Annotated in this window: 14 protein-coding genes; 5 read left to right on the forward strand and 9 right to left on the reverse strand. The window is 41.9% G+C overall.

Annotated features, from left to right (window positions below; translation table 11 throughout):
- The first annotated feature begins 139 nt into the window (after nt 1-139).
- Nucleotides 140-1594, forward strand: coding sequence for a GTP-binding protein (locus ACFG4S_RS19800; protein WP_392530741.1), 1455 nt, complete (start codon nt 140-142; stop codon nt 1592-1594).
- Nucleotides 1595-1978: 384 nt separating this feature from the next.
- Here ACFG4S_RS19800 and ACFG4S_RS19805 read toward each other — a convergent pair whose 3' ends face one another.
- Nucleotides 1979-4216: a tetratricopeptide repeat protein gene (locus tag ACFG4S_RS19805; RefSeq protein WP_392530742.1), complete on the reverse strand. Its 2238-nt coding sequence runs from the start codon at nt 4214-4216 to the stop codon at nt 1979-1981.
- A gap of 125 nt (nt 4217-4341) precedes the next feature.
- Here ACFG4S_RS19805 and ACFG4S_RS19810 point away from each other — a divergent pair, with 125 nt between their 5' ends.
- The gene (locus ACFG4S_RS19810) at nt 4342-4638 is read left to right on the forward strand and encodes a hypothetical protein (RefSeq protein ID WP_392530743.1); all 297 of its coding nucleotides are present in this window, start codon (nt 4342-4344) and stop codon (nt 4636-4638) included.
- A gap of 60 nt (nt 4639-4698) precedes the next feature.
- Here ACFG4S_RS19810 and pyrR read toward each other — a convergent pair whose 3' ends face one another.
- The 3 genes from pyrR to ACFG4S_RS19825 all read right to left on the reverse strand — a co-directional run bounded on the left by pyrR (nt 4699) and on the right by ACFG4S_RS19825 (nt 6770).
- Nucleotides 4699-5235, reverse strand: a complete 537-nt coding sequence (gene pyrR / locus ACFG4S_RS19815; protein ID WP_392530744.1) for a bifunctional pyr operon transcriptional regulator/uracil phosphoribosyltransferase PyrR — start codon at nt 5233-5235, stop codon at nt 4699-4701.
- 60 nt (nt 5236-5295) lie between these two features.
- Nucleotides 5296-6261, reverse strand: coding sequence for an adenosylcobinamide-phosphate synthase CbiB (gene cbiB / locus ACFG4S_RS19820; protein ID WP_392530745.1), 966 nt, complete (start codon nt 6259-6261; stop codon nt 5296-5298).
- 65 nt (nt 6262-6326) lie between these two features.
- Nucleotides 6327-6770, reverse strand: a complete 444-nt coding sequence (locus ACFG4S_RS19825; protein WP_392530746.1) for an Rrf2 family transcriptional regulator — start codon at nt 6768-6770, stop codon at nt 6327-6329.
- Nucleotides 6771-7168: 398 nt separating this feature from the next.
- Here ACFG4S_RS19825 and ACFG4S_RS19830 point away from each other — a divergent pair, with 398 nt between their 5' ends.
- Nucleotides 7169-7582 (forward strand): AbrB family transcriptional regulator, encoded by a 414-nt coding sequence (locus ACFG4S_RS19830; protein WP_392530747.1) that lies wholly within the window; start codon nt 7169-7171, stop codon nt 7580-7582.
- Between the two features lie 127 nt (nt 7583-7709).
- Here the strand turns inward: ACFG4S_RS19830 and ACFG4S_RS19835 are convergent, their stop codons facing one another.
- A complete protein-coding gene (locus ACFG4S_RS19835; protein WP_392530748.1) occupies nt 7710-9614 on the reverse strand; it encodes a chloride channel protein in 1905 nt (634 codons plus the stop codon).
- A gap of 476 nt (nt 9615-10090) precedes the next feature.
- On the opposite strand from ACFG4S_RS19835, the gene ACFG4S_RS19840 reads away from it, so the two are divergent.
- Complete coding sequence (locus tag ACFG4S_RS19840; RefSeq protein ID WP_392530749.1) at nt 10091-10474, forward strand: hypothetical protein; 384 nt, start codon at nt 10091-10093, stop codon at nt 10472-10474.
- 224 nt (nt 10475-10698) lie between these two features.
- Here the strand turns inward: ACFG4S_RS19840 and ACFG4S_RS19845 are convergent, their stop codons facing one another.
- From ACFG4S_RS19845 to ACFG4S_RS19855, 3 genes are all read right to left on the reverse strand, one after another.
- On the reverse strand, nt 10699-12318 hold the full coding sequence (locus ACFG4S_RS19845) for an ArnT family glycosyltransferase (protein ID WP_392530750.1): 1620 nt from the start codon (nt 12316-12318) through the stop codon (nt 10699-10701).
- Between the two features lie 660 nt (nt 12319-12978).
- Nucleotides 12979-14292 (reverse strand): recombinase family protein, encoded by a 1314-nt coding sequence (locus ACFG4S_RS19850; protein WP_392530751.1) that lies wholly within the window; start codon nt 14290-14292, stop codon nt 12979-12981.
- 469 nt (nt 14293-14761) lie between these two features.
- Entirely contained in the window at nt 14762-15121 is a 360-nt protein-coding gene (locus ACFG4S_RS19855; RefSeq protein WP_392530752.1) for a VOC family protein, read from the reverse strand.
- A gap of 129 nt (nt 15122-15250) precedes the next feature.
- Between ACFG4S_RS19855 and ACFG4S_RS19860 the strand changes: the two genes are divergently transcribed.
- Nucleotides 15251-15706 carry a hypothetical protein gene (locus ACFG4S_RS19860; RefSeq protein ID WP_392530753.1) on the forward strand — a complete coding sequence of 152 codons (456 nt, stop codon included), beginning with the start codon at nt 15251-15253 and terminating at the stop codon, nt 15704-15706.
- Between the two features lie 15 nt (nt 15707-15721).
- Here the strand turns inward: ACFG4S_RS19860 and ACFG4S_RS19865 are convergent, their stop codons facing one another.
- Nucleotides 15722-16342: a Uma2 family endonuclease gene (locus ACFG4S_RS19865; RefSeq protein ID WP_392530754.1), complete on the reverse strand. Its 621-nt coding sequence runs from the start codon at nt 16340-16342 to the stop codon at nt 15722-15724.
- Nucleotides 16343-17085: the final 743 nt, after the last annotated feature.

Below are 17085 nucleotides of genomic sequence, written 5' to 3' on the forward strand. Positions count from 1 at the left end.
TCTCCTTGTCTCCCTTGTCTCCCTTGTCTCCCTTATCTCCCTTGTCTCCCTTGTCCCCTTGTCTCCCTCATCCCCCCACTCCCCATTCCCTGTAAAAATAACTAGGATCGAATAGCGAGGTTAACCGAGAATCTAAATTATGACTTCCACATTACCCGAACCTCATCACAGCAACTCACCCAGTTGGGAGGAAGAACTAGATAGTGCCATTTTCAGTTTTGAAGATATTCAAAGCGAACTGAATTATAAACAAGCACAAACGGCGCTGCGAAATTTGGTGACTAATCTTGACCTCAGTCCCCAAGAAAAAGCCGGATTGGAGGAGGAAATTACTGATTTGGAAATCATGCTGGGCAAATTAGACCGCATGGTAGTACAGATTGCGGCTTTTGGCATGGTGGGACGTGGTAAATCTTCGCTACTCAATGCCTTGGTGGGACAAACAGTATTTGAAACTGGACCACTGCATGGTGTTACCCGTGCAGCACAAAGAGTCAATTGGAGTATTAGCGAAGAACCAATTGGGGAAACTCAACGGACTCTACGAGTCACTCTCCCCGGCACCGGTCAATCCCAGGTGGAATTAATTGATACTCCTGGCTTAGATGAAGTCGATGGTGCAACGCGTGCGGCATTAGCCGAACAGATTGCCAAACAAGCGGATTTGATTCTGTTTGTCATCTCTGGCGACATGACGAAGCTAGAACATGTTGCCCTTTCTCAATTGCGGGAAGCAGGTAAACCGATAATTCTGGTATTTAACAAAGTAGACCAATATCCAGAAGCCGATCGCCTGACAATTTATCATAAAATCCGCGATGAAAGGGTACGAGAATTACTCACGCCTTTAGAAATCGTCATGTCAGCAGCATCGCCATTGGTGAAAACGGCAGTTTTTCGCCCTGATGGCAGTCGGGGCATACAGTTGCGTCCAGGTAATGCCCAAGTGGATGAACTGAAGCTGAAAATTTTGGAGATTCTCCACCGCGAAGGTAAAGCTTTGGTGGCTCTCAACACCATGCTTTATGCTGACACTGTAAATCAGCAATTAATTGAGCGAAAACTGATGATTCGGGAGGTGAACGCCAATCAGTTGATTTGGAAAGCTGTGATGACTAAAGCAGTGGCGATCGCTCTTAATCCCGTAACTGTGGTAGATATTCTTAGTAGTGTAATCATTGATATCGCTTTAATTTTAGGTTTATCTAAGCTCTATGGTTTCTCGATGACGGAAGCCGGAGCCGTACAATTATTACAAAAAATTGCCCTGAGTATGGGTGGTATTGGTGCTAGTGAACTGTTGGCAAATTTGGGCTTGAGTGGATTGAAGACTTTACTGGGGATATCTGCAACAGCTACGGGTGGTATTGCTCTTGCGCCTTATATATCGGTAGCGCTTACTCAAGGCGGCGTGGCTGGTGTTTCTTCTTACGGTATTGGACAAGTTACCAAGGTTTATTTAGCTAATGGGGCGACTTGGGGGCCTGATGGGCCAAAAGCGGTGATTAATCGGATTTTGACAAATCTTGATGAGACTTCTATTCTTAACCGGATTAAGGACGAATTGCTGCATAAGGTAAAGCTGAGGAAATGAGGGGAGTGGGGACTGTTTTCCAACTCGAAGATCCCCCCTAACCCCCCTTAAAAAGGCTACAGTGTATACACAAGTTATCGAATCACAAGCAGTTTGTCGAATTACCCCACCCTAACCCTCCCCTTATAAAGGGGAGGGAAGTAGATTTCTTTTTCCCCTCTTTCTAAGGGGGGATTAAGGGGGGTAGTTCTGGATACAAGGGGAAGAAAACAAACTTGTGTATACACCTTAGCTTAAAAAGGGGGGAAAAGAAACTCTAAAAGCCCCCCTTTCTAAGGGGGGTTGGGGGGATCTCCAAAGACTAAGGTGCTTAAGGAGAGGTTTGAAAACACGCCCTAGTAACTAAAGAAGAGTTTTCCCATGCCAATGCCCAATGCCCCATAACTAATAACTAATCAAATCTTGAAACCGTTGATCTTCTCGAATGTTGTCAAAATCAGTATCAGTTTTTGCTATCTCTTGCCATTCAGGATTTAGATTGATAGCTTGTTGCAAATTCTCTATTGCCAAATCGATATTTCTTAGTAAACCATAGCACCGAGCCTTACCATACCAAGCTTGATGGAAGTTGAGTTTGAATTTGAGAGCTTGGTCGAATGATGCGATCGCTTCATTTAATCTTCCCAAACTAAATAATGCACAACCCCGATTATTCCAAACTTCGTGATCGTCAGGTGTATATTTGAGAACTTGGTCGAATGATGCGATCGCTTCCTTTAATTTTCCCAAACTAAATAGCGCATAACCCCGATTATTCCAAGCTTTGTAGTCATCAGCTTTGATTTTGAGAGTTTGGTCGTAGGATGCGATTTCCTCTTCTAATCTTCCCAAGTTTCGTAGTGCAATACCTCGGTTGTACCAACCATCGGGATCTTCACGCTTGATGGTTAAGCCTTGATCGAAGGATGTGATCGCTTCATTTAATCTTCCCAAACTACATAGAGCAGCGCCCCGATTGTTCCAAGCTTCGTAGTAGTCGGGTTTGATGGAGACGGCTTGGTCAAAGGATGCGATGGCTTGTTCTAATCTTCCCAAAGAAATAAGTGCAAGACCTCGGTTGTAGCAAACTTCGTGATATTCAGGATTGATCGATATGGCTTGGTCGTAAGCAGCGATCGCTTCTTCTAATCTTCCCAAATTCTCTAACACATTGCCTTTAAAATACCAGATGAAGGCGATCCCTTGATTATGTTTTTTTAAATCATCTGGCTTATAGTCGGCAAACCAGACGGAAGTTAGAGTTAGAGTTTTGTTTAAGCAACGTAACGCCTCTTGATAGCGTTTTAAATTGTTCAGATTCCAACCAAACTTTAGCAGCGAAATTTGAATTTTTTGGTGTTTCTCTGCTAGCCGCAAAATTAACCGAGTAAAGGGCAATATGAATTCCTCTGCTTCTACTTGCTTTCCCTTGGCCTCAATTTGCCCATCACGGGGTTCTAGGATGCGTTCAGCTGAAATCAGATAATTGATAGCTCTGCGTATTTGCCAATAATACCAAAGTCGCCACCAGAAATTCCCCGCCGCTAACATCCGTGCAGTTGCCTCCACTGTCAAGCGATAAACAGGAAGGTCGAATTGTTGCAGCAAGTCCACGGCATCATAAATGTCGCGGCTCACAGAGTACTTTTCTACTGCCTTCTTGTAACGTCTTTCCCAAGTGTCTTTGAGGGTGTGGCGGTAATTGTTTACAGTCAAAGGCAAGCTTTCATTTTGCAGACGGTGGAGATTCTCGACGACGTTTCTAAAAGTACTATCATTGCACCTAGCTAATTCCGGATATTGCTCTGCTTCAGCTTTGATTTGAGTCTCAGAAACCGTTGCTGCTAACATCGCAATGATGGCATCATCTTCCGGTTGCGGCAATTCATAGGTTTGAAATCGGTTCCACAGCTTGGAATATTTATCCCATTGCAGTTTTTCCCAAGGGCTGGGTTTTCCCGGATCTTCAGAGTGTCTTTCATTGCGTGCAGTGGCGATGACGCGGATTTCTGTCGGTTCGCATAACTCCTCATACTTATTCAAAGCTTGCAACAGCCTTTCTTGCAACGCAACTCGAAACCGTTCTGCGAGACTTTTCTCGGCTTCTGGGGATATTTCGTGGCCACTGGCATACATTTTCTGATTCAAATCGTCAAAGAAAAACAGCAATTTGCGGTTTGTCCCTATCTCCCTTGGCATAGCCGCCGGAATATCTAGCCATTCTCCTAATTTGAGGTAAAGCACCGTCCAGCCTTCTTGGTTGAGATGCTTTGCTAACTCCGCTGCTTCTCGCGTTTTCCCTAATCCCGTGCGTCCTAAAATCAATACCCAGCGATGTTCTTCTAGCTGCCGCTGTAGCTCCTTGCGGATGTGACGATTTGCTACACGTTGTTGGTAAACTATGTTTCTATCAGCCAAAGGATCGTTATCATTACCCCCCAAAATTCGCCGCATCAGGTCTTGACTCTTGGGTGTAATCACCTCAAAAGCAAAAGTTTTCTCTGGAATGCGTCGCTGGCGGTGTGCCCAGATAAACCACCCGAAATAACACACAATCGCCGGAAATGCACCTGAGAGCAGGTTGTTAATAAACTCTTTGTTGTTGCTGTAGAATTCGACAATTGGCTGAAGAAAGTTAAACACGCAGTTTATTGTGAGCGATCGCTACCTAATTGCTCCTTCATTACAGTGTAGTTCTTCTTAGCGATCGCTATGAAACCCTTACCTGGTCAAAATAACTCGTGATTTAGGCGTGTTTTTTTGTTAGTGTGGCGATCGAACCCAAGTTTTTGAGTGGACAACTCGGAAGTTCCTGTTTAAAACTCGGCTGTTCCTGTTTAAAACTCGGTCGTTCCTGTTTGAAACTCGGTTGTTCTTGTTTAGAACTCGGTTGTTCTTGTTTAGAACTCGGTTGTTCTTGTTTAGAACTCGGTCGTTCTTGTTTAGAACTCGGTCGTTCTTGTTTAGAACTCGGATGTTCCTGTTTAGAACTCGGCCGTTCCTGTTCAGAACTCGGACGTTCCTGTTTAGAACTCGGCCGTTCCTGTTCAGAACTCGGAACCTAAACCAGAAGCGCTATAGTTCTGCCTCCAAATGACCAATGACCAATGACCAATGACCAATGACTAATCCCCCATCAACTCCACCGCATCTCGCCCATCAAAATCTTGTAAGTAAACTTTGACGATTTCTTCTTTAGCAGTAGGTAACTTCTTCCCAACAAAATCTGGATGAATTGGTAACTCACGATGACCCCTATCTACCAACACAGCTAAACGAATCACCTCTGGTCTTCCATACTCATTTACAGCATTCAAAGCAGCGCGAATCGTCCGTCCTTTGAAAATCACATCATCCACGAGTACAACCGTTTTCCCTGTCAAGTCAAAAGGAATTTCGCTTTTCGTTGGAGTCCGCAATCCAATTTTGTCAAGATCATCTCGATAAAATGTAATATCCAAAGCACCGACAGAAACGGATACACCTTCCAGCATCTCAATCTGACGCGCCAACAATTCAGCCAATAACGCACCCCTAGTATATATACCGAGAAGCACCAATTGGGACAAATCACGCGACCTTTCCACAATTTGAGAAGCAAGGCGAGTCAATGTACGACGAATTTCTTCTGATGAAAGGATTTCAACTACTTTTGCAGACATAGCTATCTATCTTTAGGGGCTGAGGGGAAATAACTAATGGCCAATGCCCTATATTTATCATTACCTGTTTGGGAGCAAGAATATAGCGATCGCTATTCCCAACCATAATAAAAAACAATATCGAGTCAATTGCAAAGCTTTGTGAATCGAATTTGGGGTAATGGGATAAATGGCATCTCCTAACAATGGCTTGTGTTTAGCTATCCCACGATACCAATTTGTCCCCCCCATTTGTACACCTAAAATCGCAGCATAGGCGCACTCACTCCAGCCAGAATTGGGACTAGGATCGGTAATTGCATCCCGACGACAAATTCGCCAAACATGCATCGGGTTTCCCGATAATAATGCCAAAGTCAGAACTGTTAACCGACAAGGTAGCCAAGTTAAATAATCTTCCAATCGCGCGCTAAACCATCCCAAATAAGTATAAGGTGCTTCCCGATAACCCACCATTGAATCAAGGGTACTGCTGGCTTTATATGCTAAAGCCAAGGGAATTGACCCGACAACTGGGACAAATACGCCAATAATTGCATAAAAAAGTGGAGCCATTACCCCATCAGTAGCATTTTCCGTGACTGTTTCTAAAATCGCTCGCAAAATTTCTGCTTCTGAGAGGTTTTGTGTATCTCGACCAACGTAATTACTTAAAATCTTACGAGATTCTTCTAAATTTCCTACTGCTAAAGATTGTAAAACAGTTACTGCTGCTGTCCGCAAACTTCTGCCAGCAAAACAACTAGCCAAAAGAATACTTTCTACAGCAATTCCCAATACAGGATGAATCGATCTGGCAGTTTGAACGATCAAAAAACCGACAACTCCACTACCAATTATTAGGATAATACCTAGTAAAATTCCGGCTAGGCGTTGTGTGAGAGAAGTTTGACACAATTGCAGAGAAAATTTCGTCAGCCGAGAAATTACCCACCCCATAAATTGGACAGGATGAGGCCAACCCCAAGGATCGCCAATTAAGTAATCTAAAAGTGCAGCAATGATTAAAACAATAGCTGATGTCATTTGTCAATAGTCATTTGTCTTTTTTGAAAAGCAATGAGCAGTGTCCAATGCCCAATAAACATTGACTAAACCACAAAATTAGCTTCTTCACCAAGGGAAGCTTGCCAGCTACGAGCATCGTAATAAAGGTCTGCCAGAGTAATACTATACAAAGCTTCTTTGAGTTTTTGATTGAGCCTTTGCCAAAGGGTAAATGTTACCCAATCTTCAGCTTGTGCAGGTGCTGGAGTGAGATGGGGTAAATGAGTAAGGCTTTCGCCCACTGCTTCTAAAATTTGTCCTATAGATATTTGTGCAGGTTCTCTTGCCAATTGATATCCGCCGATGCTACCACGAATTGATTTCACTAACCCACCACGCCGCATTTCTATTAGTAGTTTTTCGAGGTAAGGAGCTGGGATATCTTGGCGTTTAGCGATCGCTTTTACAGATACAGGACTATCTCTTGGCTGTAAACTCAAATCTAGCAACGCCTTCACACTGTAATGTCCTCTGGTAGTTAGTTTCATTATTGTTTGTCCTTTGTCCTTTGTTGTTTGTCCGTTGTCATTTATTTAGACCAATGACCAATGACTAATGACTAAGGATCAGTTTTGCTTATCATTCTCTGACTCAGTTATCATCCTCAGTAACTAGACAACCTTTTGAGCGTTAGTTTAAAAAACTTAAAACTTGTATAGTCTAGCAGTAATTCACAAACTAATATATATAGTTATCAGCATTGCCAGCATTATATAGAATTAATTGTTTGAGAAATATTTGCTAATTGCATAACAATTATGGCTATGAGTGTAATATACTTGGCTATGTTGAGATGAAAACTAAAGGATTATCTTCCTGTTAGCTCAACCTCAGCTAAAATAAAATCGATTCAAACACTTCAAACATTCGTTTTCGACCTAAGTTGATGCCTAAACAGAAAAAAATTGAACCCCTAGTCGGTGAAGAACTGCTCAAAAAAGTTAAAGAGCTAGAGAACGAGAGCAAGGAAGACAAAGCCAAGAAATGCGGATACTATACCGTTACCAAAAATGGTATAGAGCGCGTCAATATGATGAAGTTCTTAAATGCCCTCATTGATGCAGAAGGCATTCAGTTAGATAGTACACCCAGTGCTAATGGGCGTGGTGGACGTAGTGCTAGCTATAGAATTAGTGTGCAATCGAATGGTAACTTACTTATAGGTTCAGCTTATACAAAACAGATGAATCTTAAACCAGGCGATGAGTTTATCATCACTTTAGGTAAAAAGCACATTCGTTTGCGCCAGGTAGATCCAGAAGACAGGGAAGATGATGAAGCCCTAGAAGCCACAGCTTAATAATATAGTCATTAGTCAATTGTCAATAGTCACTTGTTGTTTGTCTTTTGTCCTCTGTTCATTAGTCATTTGTGAGAACCAATGACCAAAAAGTCATGACCAATGACCAACGATTAATGACCAATGGCTAATGACTAATAACTATATCTGTTTTAGGTAATACTGGTAAATAGTGACGCAGTGCTTTGCGCGTAACGGCTAAATTGCAAGTTAATGCAATTTGCTCTTTTTCTAGTAAACCTAAAATGCGATCGGGTTTATCTCGTGCTACCACTGGTAACTGATGCAAACCTCGAAGACTCATGCGATCTAAAGCTTCAGATAATAGTTCATCCTCCCATGCATAGAGAATTTCAGTAGTACAAATGTCCATAAGGGTTTGACTAGATAAATTATCTGGAATTTCAGTTGCTAAATTTAGGTAGGTTTGCCCAAGACTAAGGGCGCTGTTAATATCTTCCAAAGAAACAATACCAACTAATTGCTCTGCTTCATTAATGACTAAAGAGCTTCGTGTGCGATCGCGGATCATTTCCACAGCCGCTTCTAAAACACTAAGGGTTGCACGTAACTTTTTTGGAGAAGGGTGCATAGCATCTTCTACCAAAATCTTCTGCACAATTTCCGCTTGTTCATCTTTCAATTCCGAAAGACCGATTTGTTGTAAATTAGAGTTAGAGTTAAAAGTTGGTTTAATCCTTTCTACTAACCAAACACTCAAACCGACAGCCGCCATCAATGGTAAAACAATGCGGTAGTCGCGGGTTAATTCAAATAGCATTAAAATAGCCGTTAACGGTGCCCTCACACTTCCAGCCAGTACTGCTGCCATTCCCACCATTGCATAAGCTGGAGGAGCTGCCATTTGGTCACAAAGGGTTGGGAATAGCGCAGCTAAAATTTTGGCGTAGGCCGATCCAAAAGAAGCACCTAGAAACATCGCTGGCGCAAATAAACCCCCAACAAAACCGCTACCCGCACTAATTGCAGTCATCAGTAGTTTAACCACTAATAGCACAACTAATAGGTGCAATGAAAACTTGACATCCTGAAGCATAGCTTCCACAGTTTCATAACCAACGCCGAGAATTTGCGGGAACTGCAAAGCAACTGCGCCGACAAGAACGCCACCAATAATTGGATGAATTGGCTGAGGAATTTGTCCCAAAAACTGAAACCCTGGAACCTTCCCAGCAAAGCAAGCTTTAGCCAAGCGAATTGATTGAGTATAAGTTAGAGAAACTAGGCTAGCGCCTAAACCCAACCCAAGATAAAGGGGTAATTCTAAAGGACTGCGGACTTGGTATGCAGGTAAATCAAAAGCAGGTTGTGCCCCCAAACCAATTTGAGCAATTAATGCTGCTACCACCGCCGCTAATAGCACCACACTGACAGCAGAAGTAGCAAAAGATGTCGCTCCCATTACGACCTCTAGGGCAAAAAATACTCCAGCGATGGGAGCATTAAATCCAGCGGCTAATCCAGCCGCAGCGCCAGCACCTAAGAGCAAACGTCTTCGTTCTTGAGATACGTTGAGGATTACAGACAACAACATGCCAAAATTGGCACCTATTTCTACACTTGGTCCTTCTGGTCCTAAAGATGCACCGCTTCCCAAAGAAACAGATGCGGCCAGCATCTTCGTGACTGGTCGTAGTGGTCGCCGAATCTCTGTTCCCTGAGAGGCGGCGATGAGTGATGAAAGTCCAGGACCGAAGTCTTGAGTACGCCAGCGCATCAAGCTAACGATTAATCCGCCAAGGATGGGAACACAGGCTAGAGTCCAAGCACCCCAAACGCCAATCTGACCCATCAAATTTTCTAACATTAAATGGTGGATCAGTTCGATCAAATAGTGAAAGGTGACTACACCCATACCAGTGCCACCGCCAATCAACATGGCTAAAAACAGCACTACGGTTTCTGGGGATGGTTGAAAACGGTTAATTAGGTGAGATAAGCGAGTGGAAGGTGAAGGAAAGGCAGGTTGTTCCGTTACCTTCCTCAGTTGAGTGGGAGGCAAGAGAGTCATTGATAGGGGAGGTAAATGTAAGAAAAAATTTAAATTTTTATCTGTTACTTCTCATTGTGAGCCATTATTTAGCAACCAGACAAGTAGACTTTATTTGCTCGATTTACAAAGCTATAGCAAAAGATGTCACTATGCAAAATTTTTGTGGGGAGAACTGTGTAAATGAGAGACAATTATTATTTAAGGGTCAGCGATACTTACAGCGAGCAACGCCTACGCTGATGGGTAAAACTCTTTAGAGACAACAGAGTTACTGCGATCTGGGTGTACGCACCCACAAGCATTAATGAGGAGTCATTTTCGCTTAAATCTAGCTATACTCGTGTTGCGACCATTGAGCAATTGTTGGTGGTAATACAATGTATGTGTGATTTACAGCTGATGTCAAACGATACTTAGAAGTCTGCTAAGTGTTGATCCCAATTAAATATAGCTATTGTTATAGAGCGAGTAAATGGACTAGGCGGACGAGGTAAATGAATATACACACCTTTGATAATCATTATGTTACTTGCCCAATTTGCCAAAGAAATGCCACAGCCAAACCAGTTAAAACGAGTATTGGCTTGTTTTGTTGTCCCTATTGCCAAGAAAGGCTAGTAGTTTGCCAAAGCGGTCATTACGTCCGCGATCCGTTTACTTGGAGACAAATGATGATTTCTTCGGCGCTACGCCGTCAAAGCCGACCTTTAGCTAGGATTCTGAGGGATTTTGTCCTACTCAAGCGTCCTATGGTGGCCTTTGCTGTAGGTAGTGCCATTTTTTTTAGTATGATTGCTATTACTCAGGAAACAACTAACAGCGATCGCCATATAGTTCCTACAGAGCAAATTAAAAAACCAGGGGAAAAATTTCCATAAGATGAGTATATACCCTGTCAAGGATAATATATTACTTTAATTAATTTCTCTAATTTTGCAATCAATAATACTTATAAAAACAGTGTTCTATTTGCCCCAACAAATAGAACACTGTTTTTATGGCTGGATATTTTAGTAGCTTTGAGTGGGGGATGAGGGAGACAAGGGGAAAAGGAGATAAACAAAACTCCTAACTCAGCACTCCTAACGCCCATACCCAAAATTTAGAGCCGATTCGTATCTTTTGTAACTAATTTCCAACCTTCAGCTTGGTCAATTAGCCTCATGGACTCTAGTTGAAGATTGTTGAGAACAGATGCATGAAGTAGGAAGTAGGGTTGCCCGTTATAGTGCCAATAATATTCCAGTTCACCAACAGAAGCGGGAATAATGGTGCGATCGCTATAATAATCCAACGACGGACGAGAGTAGGGAAAAGATGTGTAAATCTTCTTTGTAGCTGGATTTGCCCGAACTATCATCGCGGCGACTGGTTTAACTGGATAAGCCTCAGATAATTCCCAAACCCAGTAATTAGATTTCATCAACAGTAGCAGGGAAATATAACTTCCCCAGAACAAAATCTTCAAAAATTGTCCGTCGCCGCGCTCTGCCAAAATAGCTGCTAAGGTCATAGTTAAAGCTACTGCGGCAAAAATCAGCTGTAAGTCTGCTTTCGGTGTTGTGCCCCAACTAAAATAAATGCTGCCGACAGAAGCGACTACAGCTAAAATCGCCAAACCTGCTACCCAAATACGGGGATAGGATGATACTAAAGGTGAATTTTCAGTCTCTGCTAACTGGACACCAAAAGCTAAGGCTAAACTGGGATAAATTGGGAATACATACCAGGCAAGTTTGGTAATCATCAAGGAAATTACTACCAGATAAACACCACTCCATACAAGTACTAATCTTGCCCAACTAAGGTTGCGATTTTCCCAAGTTAAACGTACAGTTTGCGGTAAGAATAATAACCACGGCCATGTGTACTTGAGAAGTTCAAGAACATAGTACCAAGGTGGTTGAAAGTTATCTTGTGCAACTGTGCCAATTCGGCTCAGAGATGGATTTACAATGCCAATTTGGGCAGCAGTGTAACCATAGTGAATTAGTTGGGCGGTGTACCAACCAAGCACAGGTAAAATGCCGAGAAAAATGGCTATCCACAGATAGTAACAAGTGAGTAATCGTGGTGTATCCCAAAAGAGGAATACGATTGCGATCGCACCTAATAATATGCCTAGCAGTCCTTGAGTTAGGCAAATCAACCCAAAACCGATGCCAACACCAAGGCAATAACGTAAATCTCGGCGCGATCGCAACACGCACAACATCATCACCATCAAAAAACTTACTACCACCCCATCTAACATCGCCAAACGTCCATGACGCACAACGGGTAGCATTGTTAGATAAATCATGGCACTATAAATAGCTGCCCAGCGTTGGCGAAATATCTCTCGGCCAATGCAATACAGTAAAGGTACTGAAGTTGCTGTTACAATTGCTCCAGGTAGGCGTGTAGTGCATTCATTTTCGCCTCCTAAAGAATAAGTCCAAGCAATTAGCAAATGCATTAAAGGGGGCTTGTTATGATATGGTTCGCCTCCTAGCGTTGGGTAAAGCCAATGCATTGAACCTGGTGGGGCGTGCCAAATTTCCCTAGCAACCTGTGCCACAGTACCTTCATCCCAATCTCGCAGGGGCAATCCTCCCAGATTGACGCTAAACAGTAAAATTGCTGCTAACAGCAACAATATGAGCCATACCCAGTCAATCAATTTGCCAACTGTGCGATGCTGTTTTTCTAGATGACCCCAAATAAAGCTTCCTTCTTGCATATTCTCTGGTAATCATTTTACTTGCTGGTTTGATTACATAGAGACCAGAGCGAATCTCCAATGTTGTCACCCAGTAACAACGTATCTTCTTAACGATTGCTAGTTTCCAAGATTAACTTAACTTTCTCTAATTAGTACTATCTTTCCGGGAAATTTAGCTTAGTTATTTAATGACTATTTTTTGAGCCGAATGATACAAATAAATGGTGTAAAAACTAGCTCATTACCTGTTGAGTATTTTTTCAAAAAATCTATCTTCTTGAAAACAATTCATTACCAAGTAGTACAGGATTTATACTGAATTTTATATTATTAGTTAATGAATATCGGTTGAAAATATTCCCCATTATGGGCAAAAAGAAATTAAAGCATTTTCGTCTTCAAGTTCTATACATTTAGAGTATTTTGAAGAAGGAGTCAGAAGTCAGAATCAAACAGAATTAAATTCTGAATTCTGGCTCCTGACTCCTGAATTCTGTTTGATAAATACTAAATTATTAATGATGACTCAATACGGTTCGATAAAGGCAGTATACGCGATAAATCGCCGTCTCTAAAAAGGAATGATTCTTGTAAAGACGGCGATTTATATAGTCTTTGCGCTCTAAAAAACTTATCCTAACCGTATTGAATGATGACTTATAGATAAATAATTATCGATTAAAAAATAAAAATAACTTGTAAATTCCATTCTTGGTCTTGGCGAATAATTTCAACTTGACGAATGAATTCTCGAAAGTAAAATCGTCGCTCTGTTTCCGATAAATCTAACCAGAATTGGGGAATAGAAACGGCTTGGGCAACAGAACGCAAGTTCACTGGCGGGAGAATTGCCAACTTGGCTTCGAGTGCAGAAATTTCTGTGCGGAGTTTATAAGCCCTTAACTTGGCTGTTTCGGTATCTAAAATTCCAGTTTCAATTAAAGCGGGTAACTGAGTGAGTATTTCTTGCTGACGGGCGATCGCTTCCCCTAAACTATTCTTGACTGCATCCAACTGGGGAAAATTCATCCCCGCTACAGCTAGGGGTAAGTCACGACAAACCGTTTCAATTGTCTGTTCTAAAACCTCTTGGTAGAGAATGGCTTGACACTTGGGATTTCGGGGACAGTTAACAGAACGTAAATAAAGATACTCTTTGTTTTGGTTGCGTTGAGTAACACGGGTGACTGTCAGATGTGATTGACACTCCCTACAGACAACCAACCCAGCTAAAGAACGCCTAGCACTAGCAGTTCGAGATGGTAAACGGCTGTTACGGCGTAAAAGTCGGTCAACTTGGGCTGCTTCTTCCTTGGAAATGATCGGAAGATGGGTATCGGAGATAATTTCACCATTTTGGTAAGCTGTATTACCGCGATAAACTGGATTTGTCAGCCAGCGTCGCCCAGTGGTAACAGAAATTTTCTTGCCGTATTTTTTTGCTAAATAGCGCACTGAACCGCGTAGGGAACCATAGAGTAAAAAATTGTCAAAAAAATCTTTGACCACTGGTGAAGTACTGCGGTCAATGGTATATTTTCCCTTACCTCTGCGGTAGCCGTAGGGAACTTTGCCTGGTGGAGGTGCAGCATCAAGACGATTACGGGCGTGTCCTTGACGGATGCGACGACTACGTTGTTCGCGTTGGATGGCGTGTAGCAAATTCAGCAAGTCAGCGCCAAGAGGGGAATTTTCGGAGGTGTAGGCTTGTTCAGTGGCAATTACCGCTACTCCCATCGCTTCGAGTTCATTAAGGCGATCGCTTACTTCCTCTACAGTATCCCCTAATTCTTCCAGGCGACGGATCAGGAGATAATCTGCTGGTTCAGTTTGGCAATCGGTGAGTAATTTTTGTAATTGCGTTCGGGTAGCATGTCCAAAGGACTCTCGGCCCAAATCTTGATAAACTCCATCAACCTCCCATCCCCAATAAGCTTGATCGGGAGAAGATTCTAATAGCGGATCGGTGTAAGAGTAAGCAATTATTTTCATTAGGTATTGGGCATTGGGGTGGACAGGAAGCAATACGGTTCAGTTAAGGCTAAAAATCTTTGTTAAAGTCAATTTTTTAACGAACCGCAAAGGACGCAAAGAGAACGAAGAAATACTTAACTGAACCGTATTGGGACAGGAAGAGGAAGTTAGCTATAATTTAGCGAACTGGTATAAATAAGACTCATTCATGAGTCTTTGATACTCATTAATCCACCTCAGAACTCCGTTAACGAGTCTTTGATACTCATTAATCCACCTCAGAACTCCGTTAATGAGTCTTTGATACTCGTTAATCCACCTCAGAACTCCGTTAACGAGTCTTTGATACTCATTAATCCACCTCAGAACTCCGTTAATGAGTCTTTGATACTCATTAATCCACCTCAGAACTCCGTTAATGAGTCTTTGATACTCGTGAACAAGCATAAAAACTCCACTCTTTTTTGCCTTTCTGCCTTTTTGCCCATTACTGCTGACTCAACTCAACAATATTCCCGTCTGGGTCTTGAGTAAATAGAGCAGGACGGCCTGAGGCGCTAGGTTGAATGGGATAATTATGATTGAGCAGTTCTTCTTTAGCGGCGTCTAAGTTTTCTACTGAGAAGGCGAAGTGGGGATTGCGTCCCCATTTTTCGTTAGGATTTTCGGTGGGGACAGTAGGTGCAACTATTAGGTGAATTTGATAGTTGCCGACTTGATACCATGCACCAGCGTATTTTAGGGAACGATCTATTTTGGCTAACCCCAATACTTTGCCATAAAAGTGTTCCGAGCGTTCTAAGTCAGTTACAAGAATTGCTGTGTGGAGACTTTGGGTAATCTGCATTGTTGTAGGTGCGATCGCGTTTATCTAAATTTTGACCTAGTTTGCGACTTGCAGGGAGTAGGGAGGATGAAGGAGATGAGGAGGATGAGGGAGAATGAAGTAATGCCCCATGCCTAATAAGGATAAATAATGGATGCTCAATTAAGTCTTACAGAAATCAATGTTGCACGGGAGATTTTACAAGATTACGATCCTGCACAACACGCTTTGAATCATTTGGAAAAACACAATGGCAAAGTTGAAACCGCTTTTGAGGATTTATGGATAGAAAAAAATGGGAAACCTTTGATGCAACAAAGTAAATCACTTTGGCAAGTAACACTAAAAGTATTGCGTGAGGAACTCTGTGGCGATGATGGTTTTCGCGGTCAACTTAAAGAATACAGCAAGAATTCGGGGAGTTCGCCTTTATTGACAGGCTTGATTATTTCCCTTGTGGGTGTAGCGACGGCGCACGGCTTACCAATCGATCCAGCGATCGCTACTGTTATTGTTTTATATATCCTCAAAATCGGCTTGAATATTTTTTGCGAATACACTGAAGCACCCACTAGCAATTCTGAAACTCTATTACCAGAAAACTGATGTGCTGCCTTGCAATTATGCAGGGTATCCACCAGCTTGAAAAATCTGTTCGGCGGTTAAATCTAACTCTGGAAAAGTAGGCGAGACGATGCGCTCATTGCCTCTAAATTGAGTAGCTTGGTATTCACCGTCAACTAATTGATAAACAGAGAGAGTGGGTTGTTTAGGATTACCGATAAACTTTTTACCACCGATAGTTAAATAATCAACAATCCAATATTCTTTTATCCCTATCTCTTCATATTCACCTAACTTTTTATGATAATCATCCCGCCAGTTAGTACTAACAACTTCAATGACTAAAGGGATGGAATCGGCAAATTTAACGGTAGAATATTTATGCCAAAGTGGCTCTAGTTTTAAAGCAAGACGGTTGAGTAATAGCAAGTCTAGAGAATAGCAAGACTGGCTACTAGCAGATTGGACTAATGCTGTTTTGGGGATGGAATAATGTAGACCATTCCGAACGTACTCAACAGTAATTTTTTCAGCTAAAAATCCGACAATATCCTGATGATCTCCTAGTGGTTGTGCCATTTCAACAATCACCCCATCATGCAATTCATATCTTCCGCCTTCGGGTCGCCATGCTGCAAAATCTTCAAAGGTTACTAGTTGGGGTATGGCTTGAGTCATAAATTGTTATCTTGGCAACTATTTGACCTATCAGCAATCTTATCTTACGAACATATAAATATAACTATGTCAAACAAGCGACGATCGCCTTTCCATCACTCTGGTAATTTCTCTAACGCCTCCCGTGCGATCGGCAAATTCAGTATTGATAGCTAAAGCTTGTTGATAATTGCGCTGCGCCTCCGCTGTGCGATTTTACATCCGATCAAAGTTTACTGTTAGAATTGGCACAAAATTGTACTTTTTTATACTTCAACCTAGGGGCTAACAATCTTCTTTGCAATTTTCTTATCCAGGACTAGATAGCGTCGGGGTAGTTTGTTAAACTGGCGATCGCTTATAAGGCGCGCTATGAAGTATGACTGATTGAATAAACATAATATTAATTCAATTGTCAATCCTCCAAGAGATATAACATATGAGTGTTAAGTTTATTTACGCTCAGTTATTGAATCCCGATGGAGCAAATCATTGTCAGAATTCAGAAGTCAGAATAGTTAATGAATGATGAGAATATTTTATGAATGACTAGAACGATTATACGGGAATGCTTATAAATTAATACTCCTGAGTGCTAAATTCCTACCAAAAATTAATATTAATGTCAGTAAAAAAACTGAGTATTAACAATTTCTATCCTGACAGGCTTGTATATTTATCAAACATTTGAAACAATAACTTAGAAAATTATCCATTAGTAGTGCTAAATTACTACTTATTAGTCTTGAGTCCTGAGTTATCGG

It is taken from the genome of Nostoc sp. C117, assembly GCF_043099735.1.
Classification (GTDB): Bacteria; Cyanobacteriota; Cyanobacteriia; order Cyanobacteriales; family Nostocaceae; genus Nostoc.

What these genes read in the sequence shown, in the direction of transcription:
- ACFG4S_RS19800 (WP_392530741.1), top strand. Translation starts at nt 140, where the DNA reads ATGACTTCCACATTACCCGAACCTCATCACAGCAACTCACCCAGTTGG.
- pyrR (WP_392530744.1), bottom strand. Translation starts at nt 5,235, where the DNA reads ATGTCTGCAAAAGTAGTTGAAATCCTTTCATCAGAAGAAATTCGTCGT.
- cbiB (WP_392530745.1), bottom strand. Translation starts at nt 6,261, where the DNA reads ATGACATCAGCTATTGTTTTAATCATTGCTGCACTTTTAGATTACTTA.
- ACFG4S_RS19825 (WP_392530746.1), bottom strand. Translation starts at nt 6,770, where the DNA reads ATGAAACTAACTACCAGAGGACATTACAGTGTGAAGGCGTTGCTAGAT.
- ACFG4S_RS19830 (WP_392530747.1), top strand. Translation starts at nt 7,169, where the DNA reads ATGCCTAAACAGAAAAAAATTGAACCCCTAGTCGGTGAAGAACTGCTC.
- ACFG4S_RS19835 (WP_392530748.1), bottom strand. Translation starts at nt 9,614, where the DNA reads ATGACTCTCTTGCCTCCCACTCAACTGAGGAAGGTAACGGAACAACCT.
- ACFG4S_RS19840 (WP_392530749.1), top strand. Translation starts at nt 10,091, where the DNA reads ATGAATATACACACCTTTGATAATCATTATGTTACTTGCCCAATTTGC.
- ACFG4S_RS19845 (WP_392530750.1), bottom strand. Translation starts at nt 12,318, where the DNA reads ATGCAAGAAGGAAGCTTTATTTGGGGTCATCTAGAAAAACAGCATCGC.
- ACFG4S_RS19850 (WP_392530751.1), bottom strand. Translation starts at nt 14,292, where the DNA reads ATGAAAATAATTGCTTACTCTTACACCGATCCGCTATTAGAATCTTCT.
- ACFG4S_RS19855 (WP_392530752.1), bottom strand. Translation starts at nt 15,121, where the DNA reads ATGCAGATTACCCAAAGTCTCCACACAGCAATTCTTGTAACTGACTTA.
- ACFG4S_RS19860 (WP_392530753.1), top strand. Translation starts at nt 15,251, where the DNA reads ATGGATGCTCAATTAAGTCTTACAGAAATCAATGTTGCACGGGAGATT.
- ACFG4S_RS19865 (WP_392530754.1), bottom strand. Translation starts at nt 16,342, where the DNA reads ATGACTCAAGCCATACCCCAACTAGTAACCTTTGAAGATTTTGCAGCA.